9 protein-coding genes are annotated in these 14,985 nt (G+C 46.0%); 5 read left to right on the top strand and 4 right to left on the bottom strand.

Features of this window, described 5'->3' with window-relative positions:
* Positions 1-3: 3 nt before the first annotated feature.
* Positions 4-1,125: an acyltransferase family protein gene (locus J4N23_RS20675; protein WP_207429757.1), complete on the bottom strand. Its 1,122-nt coding sequence runs from the start codon at positions 1,123-1,125 to the stop codon at positions 4-6.
* A 236-nt stretch (positions 1,126-1,361) separates the two neighbouring features.
* On the opposite strand from J4N23_RS20675, the gene J4N23_RS20670 reads away from it, so the two are divergent.
* The gene (locus tag J4N23_RS20670; RefSeq protein ID WP_207429756.1) at positions 1,362-2,156 is read left to right on the top strand and encodes a methyltransferase domain-containing protein; all 795 of its coding nucleotides are present in this window, start codon (positions 1,362-1,364) and stop codon (positions 2,154-2,156) included.
* 16 nt (positions 2,157-2,172) lie between these two features.
* Here the strand turns inward: J4N23_RS20670 and J4N23_RS20665 are convergent, their stop codons facing one another.
* Together J4N23_RS20665 and J4N23_RS20660 are read right to left on the bottom strand one after the other, a co-directional pair.
* Positions 2,173-3,234 (bottom strand): acyl-CoA desaturase, encoded by a 1,062-nt coding sequence (locus tag J4N23_RS20665; protein ID WP_207429755.1) that lies wholly within the window; start codon positions 3,232-3,234, stop codon positions 2,173-2,175.
* Positions 3,235-3,405: 171 nt separating this feature from the next.
* Positions 3,406-3,654: a hypothetical protein gene (locus J4N23_RS20660; protein WP_207429754.1), complete on the bottom strand. Its 249-nt coding sequence runs from the start codon at positions 3,652-3,654 to the stop codon at positions 3,406-3,408.
* Between the two features lie 139 nt (positions 3,655-3,793).
* On the opposite strand from J4N23_RS20660, the gene J4N23_RS20655 reads away from it, so the two are divergent.
* The 3 genes from J4N23_RS20655 to J4N23_RS20645 are packed head-to-tail and all read left to right on the top strand — an operon-like array spanning position 3,794 to position 6,388.
* Positions 3,794-4,657, top strand: coding sequence for a chromate resistance protein ChrB domain-containing protein (locus tag J4N23_RS20655; RefSeq protein WP_207429753.1), 864 nt, complete (start codon positions 3,794-3,796; stop codon positions 4,655-4,657).
* 45 nt (positions 4,658-4,702) lie between these two features.
* On the top strand, positions 4,703-5,212 hold the full coding sequence (locus J4N23_RS20650) for a hypothetical protein (RefSeq protein ID WP_207429752.1): 510 nt from the start codon (positions 4,703-4,705) through the stop codon (positions 5,210-5,212).
* Between the two features lie 9 nt (positions 5,213-5,221).
* Positions 5,222-6,388, top strand: coding sequence for a chromate transporter (locus J4N23_RS20645; protein ID WP_207429751.1), 1,167 nt, complete (start codon positions 5,222-5,224; stop codon positions 6,386-6,388).
* A 215-nt stretch (positions 6,389-6,603) separates the two neighbouring features.
* Here J4N23_RS20645 and J4N23_RS20640 read toward each other — a convergent pair whose 3' ends face one another.
* Positions 6,604-8,787: a histidine kinase N-terminal 7TM domain-containing protein gene (locus J4N23_RS20640; RefSeq protein ID WP_207429750.1), complete on the bottom strand. Its 2,184-nt coding sequence runs from the start codon at positions 8,785-8,787 to the stop codon at positions 6,604-6,606.
* 263 nt (positions 8,788-9,050) lie between these two features.
* On the opposite strand from J4N23_RS20640, the gene J4N23_RS20635 reads away from it, so the two are divergent.
* The coding region (locus J4N23_RS20635; protein WP_207429749.1) for a SprB repeat-containing protein at positions 9,051-14,985 on the top strand (5,935 nt) is incomplete at its 3' end.

Raw genomic sequence — 14,985 nt, 5'->3', positions numbered from 1 at the left:
ATGTCAGACACGGGGAAGCTTCTGGCTCAGCGTTTCTGTACTCAGGCTGCTTTTCACGCTCCTCATTTTTAAGCTGTAGTTGCCATTGATGATGAAAGCGATTACCGGCATTCGCAGGAGTACTTTCGAAAACTGGAGGGATAATACGAGAATGATCGCCCCATATATTACCTCGGCAGGCACAAAACTAATGGTATGCAAGGAATCAAAGGGGCCAAACGGGGCCAGCAATTGCGTGCCTATAAACAGGAAATAGGGGTGAATAAGGTAGATCAGAAACACCGATTTATCCTTGAAATAGCTGGCAAAACTCAAAGCTTTTCGGATTTGGAACAATACCACTAAAAAAAGTCCGCTGTAGATGATGTTGCTAGCCCTTAGTATATTGAATGGATCGGTGGTTGAAGTAGCCTGAATCGTGTATGTTTCAAAAGCAGCCATCCCAAAAAATAGCAGCAGAAGGACCGCAAAGCCTGTTTTGTGAAGAAAGCTTCTGGTATAGGTCTCAATGAGCGACTTTATCATCCCGTAATGGACCTGTAACAGGCGACCGGCAAAAAAGAAGCTGAAGTAGCCCAGAAGTGCACTGTTATGACGGCGAGGCACCCAATGCTGATAGATATTGAGTGAATAAAACAGGGTTACCAGCACAGCGGGAATAAACAGGTTTTTAAGCACTTTGGTATCCCTGATAAAAGAATTGACAATGAATATCAGGAAGAGGTTGATAGGAAACCAGTAAATCGATCGGAAGAAGATATTATAAACCTGTGCATATACGTACTCTTCCGTTACTTCCGTGGTTTTTTCACCTACAAAAGGCAAAATGGCAATATTCAGAATGAGCCATGGCAGCATAAAGAACAAAGAAGGAATTAAGACAGTTGTTACCTTCTTCGAAATCAGATCCGTTGGCTTGTATTTCAACACTGACTTCTGAAATAGAAAGCCGGAGATCACCATGAACAAGATGGAGCCGAATTTGGAAAACTGACTATAGATGATGTAGCCGGCGGAATACTCGGTATGCTCAGCTATCCCGATCTGGGCATGATTTAGAACAATCGCAGCTATTGCCAATACCCGTAAATTGGCAATAGAGTTATGGTGTGTGTGTACAGACATAGGTATTTATGTAGAACAACTGAACAGTTGGGAGAAGGGCTTGTTTGTCAAAATTTAAAGGAAAAGGCTATCGGTTGAGATAAAATTCAATAAAGAATCGCTTTTAATGCCAACTTATCAAGCTGGCGAATTCTCCCATCACAATTCTTACTGCCACATTTTGAGCATTTTACAAGTGTTTTAGCGGACGCAAAAAACAAAACGAATAGCTTTTTGTGCTTTTATAGATGGTAAGGATGAAGACGATTTTAAAATCAATACTAAAGGCAGGGAAGCAAGCATACGTAAAACATTCACAAGCATATTTTCGAATCACCGGACATAAGGTAGACTGTAATATCTGTCATTATAGGGCCAACCGGCTATTTAGCGATTGCTGGCATCGCTATGTCAGCTGCCCCTCCTGCGGTTCAGGTGTACGGCACCGGCTAGTATGGGCCACTTCAACACTTCTGCAAGAACACCGCCACCTGTTTCAAAATAAGCAGGTCTTACATTTCGCACCAAACGAGTGGCTGGGCAAGCGGATAAGAGCAGTAGCTTCGGAATATAAAACTGCCGATTTGCTGGCGGAGGGCTATGCCTACCCTCATATCGACTACAATATCGATATTTCCAAAATGACAATTTTGGAAGGCGAGCGCTTTGATTGTATTGTGGCCTGCGATGTATTGGAGCATGTACCCCAGCAACTAGCCGCTATTCAGGAAATGTTCCGGGTGTTGAAGCCCGGCGGCTTTGCGGTGCTTACTGTTCCTCAGCGGGATGATTTGGAATTCACGCTGGAAGATTTGAGTATCAGCGATCCGCAGCTACGAAAGAAGATGTTTGGGCAGGAAGATCACCTGCGCATTTACGGAAGAGATTTTCCTGACCTGCTTTCATCGCAGGGATTTCAAGTGCGGGTGGTAGATGCTATGAGTTTTGAGGAGCGTATACGGGAACGCTACGTTCTCTATCCTCCGGTGGCATCTCCCAACCCGCTGGCAACTAATAACAGAAAAGTATATCTGGCGATGAAAGCTGCCTGAGTACCTTCAGTGGAAATCAGGAAAGGCCTAATTTTCGAAGATGGACCAGGTGAGACATAAATGCTGTCGCCATGCTTTTATGTTCCAGGTAAGTAATGTTAAACTCCTTGCAGGTTTCTTTCACTATCTTGTTGATGTGGGGATAATGAATATGACTTATTCCAGGAAATAAATGATGCTCCACCTGAAAGTTGAGGCCGCCCAAAAACCAGGATGCCAATTTGCTTTTAGTAGCAAAATTTGCAGTGGTAGTGATTTGATGTATCGCCCATTCTTTTTCTATTTTGTTGGATGTTGCATCCGGTTCGGGGAAATGAGTTCCTTCGACGACGTGCGCCAGCTGAAAAACCATGCTTAAGGTAAAACCGCATACTAAAGCTGCAACGAGGAAGCCGAGAATGGCGCTCAACCAGCCCACCATCAAAATCGGGATGACCAGGTAGATGCCAACATATAAGAACTTCGTCCCCCAAAATATCAGATGCTCTTTCTGACTCAGTTTCTTTTGCGTGGGGTCGTTGTTGATCCTGAAATATTTCTCAAAATCCTGATAAAGGACCCACACGATATACGATAGACCATATAGCAACACCCAATACATGTGCTGAAAGCGATGATAGCTCGCCCGGGGCTGCTCCGGATGCATTCTCATGAACCGGATGTCAATGTCGTGGTCCAGTCCGTCAATATTGGTATAGGTGTGATGTTCTATGTTGTGTCGCTGTTTCCAGAAGAAGATGGTGCCGCCCAAAGCATTTAACGAGTAGGCGGAGATATCGTTCAACCACTTGTATTTTGAAAAACTGCCGTGGCCCCCTTCGTGCATAATATTGAATCCGATGAATGCAAGGTTGAAGCCGAATAAGGCACATAGCAGCAGGGAAACAAGCACGCCCGGAGTGAAAAATACAAGCGTGATGTAAATGGAAATGGCAGAAACCGTAAGGATTGAACTTTTTAGTAGTAGCTGAAACCCGCCCTTCTGCGAAACCTTAGTTTGACTGAAGTAGGTGTTCACCTTTTCCTTCAATGATCTGTAAAAGATAGGATCATTATTTCTGAATGTTATTTTTGACATGTAGGGTGTGTTTGACCTTTATTTATAACGCGATTTTTTGACATAATATCTCTGCTTCGGGAGTTTTTCTCCTGTCGCCGATGTTTTCGAACATAACTTTTTCTTTTTGAACTGCGAAATCGCACTGGATGGTAGCAGGAGCAAGATTAATAAGCGGGGATTTTATCAGTATTAAATTTCCTTGTTGTAGTAGTTCTCTATTTCTTCGCCCAGCGTTTCGGAGTCCTGCAACGTCAGGTTTCCTTCCAGGGATTCCCAGGTATCTTCGAATGTTTTATGAATGACACCAACCACTTCATTTTCTGTCAGAATTTTGAAGATCTGTTCTTCATTTACCTCTTTGGGTTCTACCAGAAAGTTATTCCTGGACCAGCCTTCCAGGTCGGCCCAAATAGTAAATGTCTCGGCGCTTGCATTCATATCCATTTTAATAGAACTACAGTGGGAGGCGAATTGTTGTAAAAAGTTGAATGGGTGAATTTGCGCTTGCAAGCTTATTTTTTTCCTGTAACCACTATTTTTAAGCAAGCATTTATATGTTTGCAGAGGAGAGAAACTCATGAAGTGGATTACAAGAGAGCGCCCGAAGATTGATCGGATTGCCTGCCCCTGGCTGATCAAGCGTTTTATTGATCCTGATGCGGAAATCATTTATGTTCCTTTTGAACAGGTTATTCAAAAGGCAGAAGAACTGGCGGCCACCCCCTTTGATATTCCGGATGTTGAATTCAGTCATTATAAAGACGAATGCACCTTCGACTATTTTCTGCGGAAGTACGAATTAAAAGATCCTGCTCTTCAGGTGCTGGCTCCTATCATAAGAGGGGCCGATACGGATGTACATCACCTTGCCCCTCAGGCGGCAGGACTATGGGCGATTTCTGCAGGTTTGGCATTTAACACTCCCGATGATGGTGAGTTGCTGGAAAAAGGTATGCTGATCTACGATGCTTTGTACAGCTGGGCGAAACACCTGCAGAAAGTAAAGCATACTCAGAGTCCTGTAGAGCATCTGCTACTGGAGGTGTTTAACAAGTATCTTAAACAGAAAAAAGGGGAGGAGAAGAAAGTTCCCTCCTGGGCACTTGAGCTGAAGGAGATCATTCAGGACCAGATCGACACGAATTTAACACTGAGCCTGAAAGATATTTCGGAAGAACTGAATGTCCATCCGGCTTACCTTTCCCGCGAGTTTTCCAAGCATTTTGATAACCTGTCCTTCGGTGACTATATTCGCAAGCTTCGTATTGAAAAGGCGATCCACTTACTGGAATCTTCACAGCATTCCCTTTCAGAAATTGCCTATTTAACGGGCTTCTCCGACCAAAGCCATTTTACCCGTATCTTCAAAAAATATACGGGGCAAAGTCCGTCTTTTTACAAAAAAATCATGCTCAAAAGTAAAAAGGATTCTAAAGGTTAAAAACGTTCTATCCTGCGTAAAAGCAAGAAGCTATCATTGTCCATTATGAAAGAACTTCTTACGCTTTTCACCACAGCTGGTCTTTTACTTTTTGCTGCTGCTGCTTTCCCCCAAACTACCCCAACTTTCCCGCGTGTCGCAGGGCATATGGGACTGGTTCATCCCATCGTCACTTTCGATGGAGATGGTTCACATACCAATTTTGATGGAGTTTACGTGGTGGGGGTACCTACAGCTATAAACATCTGGAAATCTCCTAAACTCGCTTTTTCTTTCGAAGCCGTTCCGTATATCCGGACCGAAAACAATGTGAGCAAAATGAGTAATTTCTTATTCCATCCCGGCGTAGTTACTCCCTTGGGCAAGGGGTTCAGCTTTATCGGAAGGGCCGCATTTGAAACTTCGGGACGTTTCGGTTTGACGCCGATAGTTAGCAAGGTGGTTAAAAAGAATGCGCACAGCAATTACTTTGTTTCAGTTCCTTTCCCTGTACGGTTTGGAAACGACAAAGCTACTTCCCTTGGGATTGCTGTTCAAGTGGCGGTTGGATTTTAAATACTGGAGATGAGAACAGTTACGTCATATACGCTGAAAGAGCTGGTGCTATATTTTCTAAAGTTGGGAACCTGGGGATTTGGGGGACCAGTAGCGCTGGTAGGATACATGCAGAGAGATTTGGTGGATACTCGCAAGTGGCTCACCGAGGAAGAATTTAAAGAGGGCATAGCGCTCGCACAGCTGGCGCCGGGACCGCTGGCTGCTCAGTTGGGAATCTATATTGGCTTTGTGCATTATCGCCTTCTGGGAGCTACCCTTGCAGGGCTCGCGTTTGTTTTGCCCTCCTTTATTATGGTGGTTTTACTGGGTGTTATTTACAAGATCTATAGCGGAATTCCCGCAATGCAGGCGGTGTTTTATGGTGTTGGCGCGGCGGTGATTGGGATTATCAGCATGAGTGCTTATAAACTCACGGTGAAGTCGATCAGCAAGTTTCAGCTCAGCGCTCTTCGACAAAATTGGTTGCTGTGGCTTTTTTACCTGCTTGGGGCAGTCCTGACGGTGATTACCCAACGGGAGGAGGTCCTGCTGTTTGTTGCTACCGGTCTGATTTACATGCTCGTGAAGGCACCGCCCACTTGGCTTCGAAAGCCTGCTGTATTGCCCGCTGTTTCTTTGGCAGCGATCGGATTTTGGGAGTTCAGTAGCGACGATCTGTTTAAGATCGCAGTCTTTTTCGCGAAAGCAGGTGCTTTTGTTTTCGGCAGCGGGCTCGCTATCGTTCCTTTTTTACATGCCGGGGTGGTACAGGAATACGGCTGGCTCACGGAACTGGAGTTTGTAGATTCAGTGGCTGTAGCTATGATCACGCCGGGACCTGTAGTGATCACGGTGGGATTTATAGGGTACCTGGTGGCCGGCTTTCCCGGAGCTTCGGTCGCCGCCTTGGCCACATTTTTACCTTGCTTTTTATTTACCGTGATATTAGCGCCATCCTTTCGAAAGATAGCGGCAAATAAGAGTATCAAGGCTTTTGTTGACGGAATTACGGCTTCGGTCGTTGGAGCGCTGGTAGGCTCGGTGATTATCATCGGAACACGTTCTATTATAGATATTCCAACGGGTTTAATTGCCATTGCTACCGTTTTGGCCTTGTTGTATGTAAAACGACTGCAGGAGCCTCAGCTTATCCTGATCGCGGCTGTTCTGGGCATGGTAATTAAAAGCCTCTGAAGCCTTATTGAATTTAAAACGTGCATAGCCTTCGGTTCTTAAGACTTCAGGGAGAGAGGAGCTTAATATGAGAGTCTATAAATTTCTATTTTTATGCACTTTCGATTATGCGTAAAGCAGTATTAAGCTTCATAGATTTCTTTCATGCAACGACCAGGGAGTGCTCATTGATTTGAAGCAGATGCTATTTTTATCCCCCCTTTCCAAGTTTATCCCTAAAGATTCGACCTCAACTTATCGAACAGGGTGTCGGGTGTAAATGGTTTTGTGAGGAAGTCGGTCATTCCGGCTTCGAATACCTTTTCCTGCACCTCCGCCAGGGCGGAGGCTGAAAGTGCGATGATCGGAAGCTCCCGGAACTTGCCATCTGGCAGGCGGCGTATTTCTCTGGTCGCCGTATAACCATCCATCTCCGGCATCTGGAGGTCCATCAACACCAGGTCATAGTCATTCGACTGTACTTCGTTCAAAGCCTCCAGACCATTTTTCGCAATTCCAAAGCGGATGTTCCACTTCTTCAAGAATTGTTTTGCAAGCAACACGTTCATCGCGTTGTCGTCCACGATAAGGACGTTCTTACCCACCAGGAGGTTTTCATCGGGCTTTGCAGCTACAATTTTTTGCTGCTGCTGATCTGCCGCGTTCTTCAATTCCAGCTGGAAGGAAAATACGGAGCCTTTGCCCGGCATACTACTTACGCTAACATCACTTTTCATCAAGCGCAGTAACTGTTTGGTTATCGTCAAGCCTAGTCCGGAGCCACCAAACCTACGGGTCGTATCGGCGCTTGCCTGCGTAAAACTTTCAAAGATCTGATCAATTTTATCCGGGTCGATTCCAATTCCGGTGTCGCTGATGCGGAACAGGACGGTCGTACGCTCGTGTTCTATCTTCAGGGCTTCCGCTGAAATTTCTACCCGGCCTTTTTCCGTAAATTTGATAGCATTGCCTGCCAGGTTCACAAAGATCTGGCTAAGTCGGACGGGATCGCCCAAGACGGTTGGGAGGCCCTCGGCCGGTAAGGTAAGCACCAGATCAATTCCCTTTTCTGCTGCCGCATTTTTAAGTGTGGCGTAGATATTCTGAAGCAGACTTGTAAAATCTACCGGTGTTTCTTCAATGTGAAGCTTTCCTGATTGTATTTTCGAGAAATCGAGAATATCGTTGATCAGTACCAGCAAGTTCTCTGCAGAAAAACGCTGAATTCCGAGGAATTCCTTCTGATCCTCCCGGGGATTATTCTGCAACAGGAGGTGGGTGAAGCCGAGGATGCTGTTCATCGGCGTTCTTATTTCGTGGCTCATGGTGGAGAGAAACTGATCTTTGGCGAGTGTTGCCAGCTCGGCGGCTTCCTTCGCCTTCAACAGCGCGATCTCCGATTCTTTTCGTTCGGTAACGTCTTTAAATAATAATATTTTACCCCTAATGCGACCTTTTTTATCATAAAGGTCACTGATCGTTAAGGCATAGGTTCTGCCCACAATACTCTTTCCAACGGTGATCTCTGTCTCGGAGGAAATACGCTCAATACATTCGAGATCAGGAAGCAATTGATACACGGATTGTCCAGCCAACTGGCTTGCATCAAGAGCGAGAATACTTGCCATTTTAGGATTAAAATCAATGATCCGCTCTTCATTGTCAATTACCAGCACGCCTTCCTGAAGCGCTTCAACGATCTGCTCCCTGGCAATTGGCAGGATATTAAATAGCTGATACTTTAACAGTGCAAAGGTGAAGCAAAAGGAGCTGATCATAAAGGCAAATGGAGTCAGGTCGATTCCGTTACTAGGGCGGATTCCCAACAGATACAGCATATTAAAAAACCAGGGAACGAGGGCACCTGCTACCAAAAAACGTTTTTGTTTTCTTAGGAGTACGTCACTGTCAACCTTACTCTTTAAAAGCAGGACTACGCTCAATAAAAGCACCAGATAGTAGTAGATCGTGAAGACAATGTACCAGGGGCCCTCCTGGAATTTGAACAGGTTGAAATTGCCATGTTCCTCCAGGTATACAATGGTATAATGCAGGCGGTGCCATTCATTCGACCATACCATAATGACGGTGACGAGCGGAACAAGGAAAAGAAGCGAGATGTATCGGATCCTTAAGTACGTTTCTTTACCGAGGAACTTTAACACGAAAAGCATCCAGAATGCGGGAAGGAAAGCGATACCAATATATTCTATCTTAACGATAGTGATCATCCGTGCCAGGTTGGTCTGCATCAATTCCAAGGCATAAGCAAAAGCCCAGAGCGCAGCAGCAAGCATTAAATAACCAAGGTACTTTCCAAGCGACCTAACCTTTGCAAATAGGTAAACCGGTAAAAGTGTAGTTAAAATGCTGCAGAGAAAAAGGAATATGGAGTAACCATTTATTTCTACAGGTAGCATATCGGTAGTTTACGGAAGATGCTGTCGTTAAGTTGTGTTTGTTGCAACTTTTTCCGGAGCTTTTTTTGCGAGCACTCACCTGTGCAATAGTCATTTACTATTGGTATCAGAAGTATTATAACCTTTGGTGAACGAAGGTAGTGTAACCGAAAAGGTACGAAACTCGTAAGAACCGCAATTACTGGTGCTGCTACACATTTTTATTTGCTTCCCTTGATGGTAGGGTTCAGAGAAGGGTCTAAGCCAGAACAAGATTTACTGAAATGACAAAAAACGCTTTTTTGAAAAAGGCATGGGAGGTTTTGGCCTCCACAAAACTGAAAAACCTAGGACTGGCAACATGTTCTTTAATGCTTCTGATGAATCTGGCCTGGGCGCAAACTCCTGGTTTAATTTACAAACCTTCTTCGACTGCCGCTGGAAGATCCGTCCTTGATCCCAACGGCGATGGTTACGTTTCTGCCACCAACGCAGGTTTTGGAGCTACTGATTATGGTGTAGTCAGCGAGCATCAGATGATTAACGTGCCGTTGATGATTTCCGAACCGTCGGCCGATTTAAGTACCGGCGCTTCCAATGGGCATACCGAGATCGTCAGTTTGAACGGAGGTAATTCTGTATTTGTACTAAAAAAGACCATTAGTGGTACCGACTATTTTATTGTTCGTTTCAGAATCAGTAAAGCTTCGACCGCCAGGAAAGGCTATTCTTTATTAATCGACACGGATAATCAATTTGGCAATATAACCAACTCTAATCCCGGCTTTGAGAAGGAAATTGTTTTAGAGACTGGTTTTGGAGTTAAAATATACACCCACAACGTATCCGCAGGAACTTCTACTTCATTAACGTATGACCTGGAGGAGCACCATCAGCGCTCAATTGCAGCAAGTACTAATGGTGGTGATGCGGATTATTTCTATGACTTTTATGTTCCCTACGCTGCGCTCGGTATTTCCGGGAATGTGCGCTTTGCAGCTACTACCATCACCAGTGCGCAAAGTGGCATCAGTGGAACAGCATCTGATATTAACGGGATTAACGACCAGACCTATGGCGGTAATCCTTTCGCCATTTACAATGCGGTTATCAATAGTTTTCCGCCGACCGACCTTTCTACCCTGACTACGGGTGGTTCTTTTGGTCCTTTAGTAACTACGGCGCCAACAATTACCAGTAGTTTGACAACCAGCAGCACTTCCGTTGCAGGGACGAGTGTAGAAGCGGATGGTACGATTATTACCGTTTATAAGAACGGCTTATCGATCGGTACCACAACCGTTTCCGGACATGCCTGGACGCTTGGTGGCGTCTCTGGTCTAACGGCAGGTAACCTGATTACTGCAAAAGCTACTGCAGCTTCGCGAACGCAATCTGCTGTTTCCAATTCGGTCGAAGTAACTGCTCCCCAGACCTGTTATACACCGATACCGGTAATGGGAGCAAAGGTGAACGGTTCGCAAAGTATGCCAGGTACATGGACCATGCCTGACGGATCTGCCATTGCTGCCAATACTGTCCAGATCAAATTATACCGCCAAACTCCCGGCTCGAACACGTTCACTGAAATAAGTTCAACAACTCCTGTTTATGTATCGGCAACTACTTCCGGAGCCGGCTCGTTTTCATTCCCCACAGGTCTGAGTCAGAGTGATTTCAATGGAGCCCGTTTGTTTGCTACCGCTACTTACAATGGTTGTGCAAGTGGTTATTCTGCGGCAAGTGAAGCAAACTCCGGATCTTCTTTAACTCCTGCTCCAACCATAACAACAGCTTCCGTGCTGGCTAGTACAGGAGCAAACACCATAACCGTACAAAGTAATTATACAGCATCGACACTGATCCTGTATAAAAACGGCATCGAGATAGGAAGGAGTGTTTCCACCTTCAATAATGCAGCCACTACGACCTTTTCAGTGTCCGGATTGCTTGAAGGAGATAAACTAACCGCAAGAGCACAAGGTAACGGAACCACCGACGTGCTTTCAAACGAATCGAATGTGCTGATCGTGTCAGGTACAAGTGCGGCGAGTACCGCGCCCATTATCAGCAATACCTATATCGCCGGTTCAGGTAAAACTGTGACGGGAACATCGACAGAAATACCCGGAACTACAATCTATTTATACAAGACGGTTAGTGGTACTACCACGTTAATTGGAACAGCCACCCTGAATGCCTTTGGTAACTGGGCCGTGAGCGGCCTTACTTTAGCCTCAGGCGATGTTCTAACAGCCAGGGCGGATGCAGTAGGGAAATCGTTAAGTCCGGCCTCTGCGCCGGTAACTGTACAGGCAAGTGCTCCAGCCGCCCCGGTGGTTACTTCTCCGATTCTTGCCGGAGCAAGCTCAGTTGTGGGAACCGCCGGAAATACCCTGGTAAAACTATACGTAGATGGAAGTCCTATAAGTACTACCTCCAATTTATCCAGTTGGACCATTGCCACTGGAACGGGCGAAATTTACAAGGGGGCTAAAGTAAAAGCTACCAATACCGTGAGTACTATTGAGAGTGCGTTCTCTAACGAAGTTACAGTAGCCGGTGTCGATAACTTTTTAATCGAAGCAGGTGCCGGTGGCAATATAGGAACTCAGGTTGCCGGAACACCCTTTGCAATTAAGATTTCAGCGAGGGATAACGCCAACGCTACTTACACAAATTATACCGGAAAAAACACGGTTGCCTCCGCCAGTAATATGTCTTCGGGAGCTGGTCCTACAGCAGCCTTTTCAGCAGGCGTTCTGTCTGGTCACAGTGTGACTCTTACAAAAGCAGGAACCTATACGCTGACAACGGTAAGCACCACCGATCCTACAATTACCGGAACGTCTAACTCCTTTGTAATAAATCCGGGAGCAGCCTCCAGTATGACGGTTTTTCAGCAGCCTTCAGCTACCGCCACTAGCGGAACTCCCTTTGCGCAGCAGCCGGTGATTTATTTGTATGACGCCTATGGGAATCATGTCAACACGGATAATAGTACGCAGGTGACAGTTAGTTTAGGATCCGGAACCGGAACGATTGGTGGTACCCTCACCAGAACCGCGGTAAACGGCGTGGTAAGTTTCAATAATCTTGCAATCACAGGAGGAGGTGCTTATACCCTTAGCTTCGCCTCTTCAGGCTTATCATCGGTCGCTTCGGGCACTGTTACGCTTGGAGCAGCGACGAGCCCCTCTGGCCTAAGTTATACTTCTCCGAACGTCTATACAGTAGGGGCAGCAATTACAGCACTTGATCCGACCGTAACCGGAAGCGTCACTTCCTACAGCATTAGTCCTGCTTTACCTGCAGGGTTAACCTTCAATACCACCAGCGGACAAATCTCCGGGACACCTACTGCTGCATCCGTTCAAACCACCTATACAGTAACGGCCAGCAACGGATCGGGAAGCACGACAGCGGAAATCGTCATTACCGTGAACGCTGAACTATCTGCAACCGTTACCTCCAAAACAGATGTAGCCGTAAAAGGCGCATCAACCGGAGCCATCGATATTACGGTAAGCGGCGGAACCGCTCCTTATATCTACAGCTGGAGCAACGGAGCTACCACAGAAGACCTGACAGGACTTGCTGCAGGAACATATACGGTTACAGTTACCGATGATAATGGCATTACTGCAACAACAAGTGCTACCATTACTGAACCTTCAGCATTACTGGCAGTAAGTGTTACCTCCCAAACAGATGTAGCCGTAAAAGGCGCATCCACCGGAGCAATCGATATTACCGTAAGCGGCGGTACCGCTCCTTATACTTACAGCTGGAGCAACGGAGCTACTACAGAAGACCTGGCAGGACTTGCTGCAGGGACGTATACGGTCACTGTAACTGATAAAAACAATATTACTGCTACCACTTCAGCTACCATTACTGAACCTTCAGCATTACTGGCAGTAAGTGTTACTTCCAAGACCGATGTGTTTGTAAGAGGAGCCTCCACCGGAGCGATCGATATTACGGTATCAGGGGGAACTGCTCCTTATACGTATGCCTGGAGTAAGGGTGCTACCACAGAAGATCTGACTGGTCTTGCTGCAGGCACGTATACGGTAACTGTGAGCGACAAGAATGGTATTACAGCTACTACTTCAGCAACTATCACAGAACCTTCTGCACTGCTTGCGGCTAATGTTACCTCTCAAACGGATGTAACCGTAAAAGGCGCATCAACCGGAGCGATCGATATTACGGTAACTGGAGGAACTAGTCCTTATACGTATGCCTGGAGTAACGGTGCTACTACAGAAGACCTGACTGGTCTTGCAGCAGGCACGTATACGGTAACTGTGAGCGACAAGAATGGTATTACTGCTACCACTTCAGCTACTATCACAGAGCCATCAGCATTACTGGCAGTAAGTGTTACTTCCAAGACCGATGTGTTTGTAAAAGGCGCTTCCACGGGAGCGATCGATATTACGGTAACTGGAGGAACCAGTCCTTATACGTATGCCTGGAGCAATGAAGCTACTATAGAAGACCTGACTGGTCTTGCAGCAGGCACGTATACGGTCACCGTAACTGATAAAAACAATATTACTGCTACCACTTCAGCTACTATCACAGAGCCATCTGCATTACTGGCAGTAAGTGTTACTTCCCAAACGGATGTAAGCGTAAAAGGAGCTTCCACGGGAGCGATCGATATTACCGTAACAGGAGGGACTGCTCCTTATACGTATGCCTGGAGTAACGGGGCTACCACAGAAGACCTGACTGGTCTTGCAGCAGGCACGTATACGGTAACTGTGAGCGACAAGAATGGTATTACAGCTACTACTTCAGCAACTATCACAGAACCTTCTGCATTACTGGCAGTAAGTGTTACTTCCCAAACGGATGTGTTTGTAAAAGGTGCTTCTACAGGAGCAATCGATATTACGGTAACAGGAGGAACTGTTCCTTATACCTATGCCTGGAGTAACGGAGCTACTACAGAAGATCCTACTGGTCTTGCAGCAGGAACGTACACACTGACTGTGAGCGACAAGAATGGTATTACAGCTACCACTTCAGCGACCATTGCAGAGCCTTCCGGGTTACTGGCAGTAAGTGTTACTTCCCAAACGGATGTGTTTGTAAAAGGTGCTTCCACCGGAGCAATAGATATTACCGTAACTGGAGGAACTGCTCCTTATACGTATGCCTGGAGTAACGGAGCTACCACAGAAGATCTGACTGGTCTTGCTGCAGGAACATATACGGTTACTGTAACTGATAAAAACAATATTACAGCTACCACTTCAGCTACCATTACTGAACCTTCAGCATTACTGGCAGTAAGTGTTACTTCCAAGACCGATGTGTTTGTAAAAGGCGCTTCCACCGGAGCAATAGATATTACGGTAACAGGAGGAACCAGTCCTTATACGTATGCCTGGAGTAACGGTGCTACCACAGAAGATCTGACTGGTCTTGCTGCAGGCACGTACACTGTCACCGTAACTGATAAAAACAATATTACTGCTACTACTTCAGCTACCATTACTGAACCTTCAGCATTACTGGCAGTAAGTGTTACTTCCCAAACCGATGTGTTTGTAAAAGGAGCTTCCACGGGAGCGATCGATATTACCGTAACAGGAGGAACTAGTCCTTATACGTATGCCTGGAGCAATGGTGCTACTACAGAAGACCTGACTGGTCTTGCAGCAGGCACGTATATGGTCACCGTAACTGATAAAAACAATATTACTGCTACTACTTCAGCTACCATTACTGAACCTTCAGCATTACTGGCAGTAAGTGTTACTTCCCAAACGGATGTAAGCGTAAAGGGAGCTTCCACGGGAGCGATCGATATAACGGTAGCAGGAGGAACTGCTCCTTATACTTATGCCTGGAGCAATGGTGCTACTACAGAAGATCTGACTGGTCTTGCAGCAGGGACGTACACGGTGACTGTGAGCGACAAGAATGGTATTACAGCTACTACTTCAGCAACTATCACAGAACCTTCTGCACTGCTTGCGGCTAATGTTACCTCTCAAACGGATGTAACCGTAAAAGGAGCTTCCACGGGAGCAATCGATATTACCGTAACAGGAGGAACCAGTCCTTATACGTATGCCTGGAGTAACGGTGCTACCACAGAAGACCTGACAGGACTTGCTGCAGGCATGTACACGGTGACTGTGAGCGACAAGAATGGTATTACAGCTACTACTTCAGCTACTATCACAGAGCCATCTG

The organism is Pedobacter sp. SYSU D00535 (assembly GCF_017355855.1).
Lineage (GTDB): Bacteria > Bacteroidota > Bacteroidia > Sphingobacteriales > Sphingobacteriaceae > Desertivirga.
Note: the sequence above shows the minus strand (reverse complement) of the source record. Positions and strands in the feature narration are given on the sequence as shown.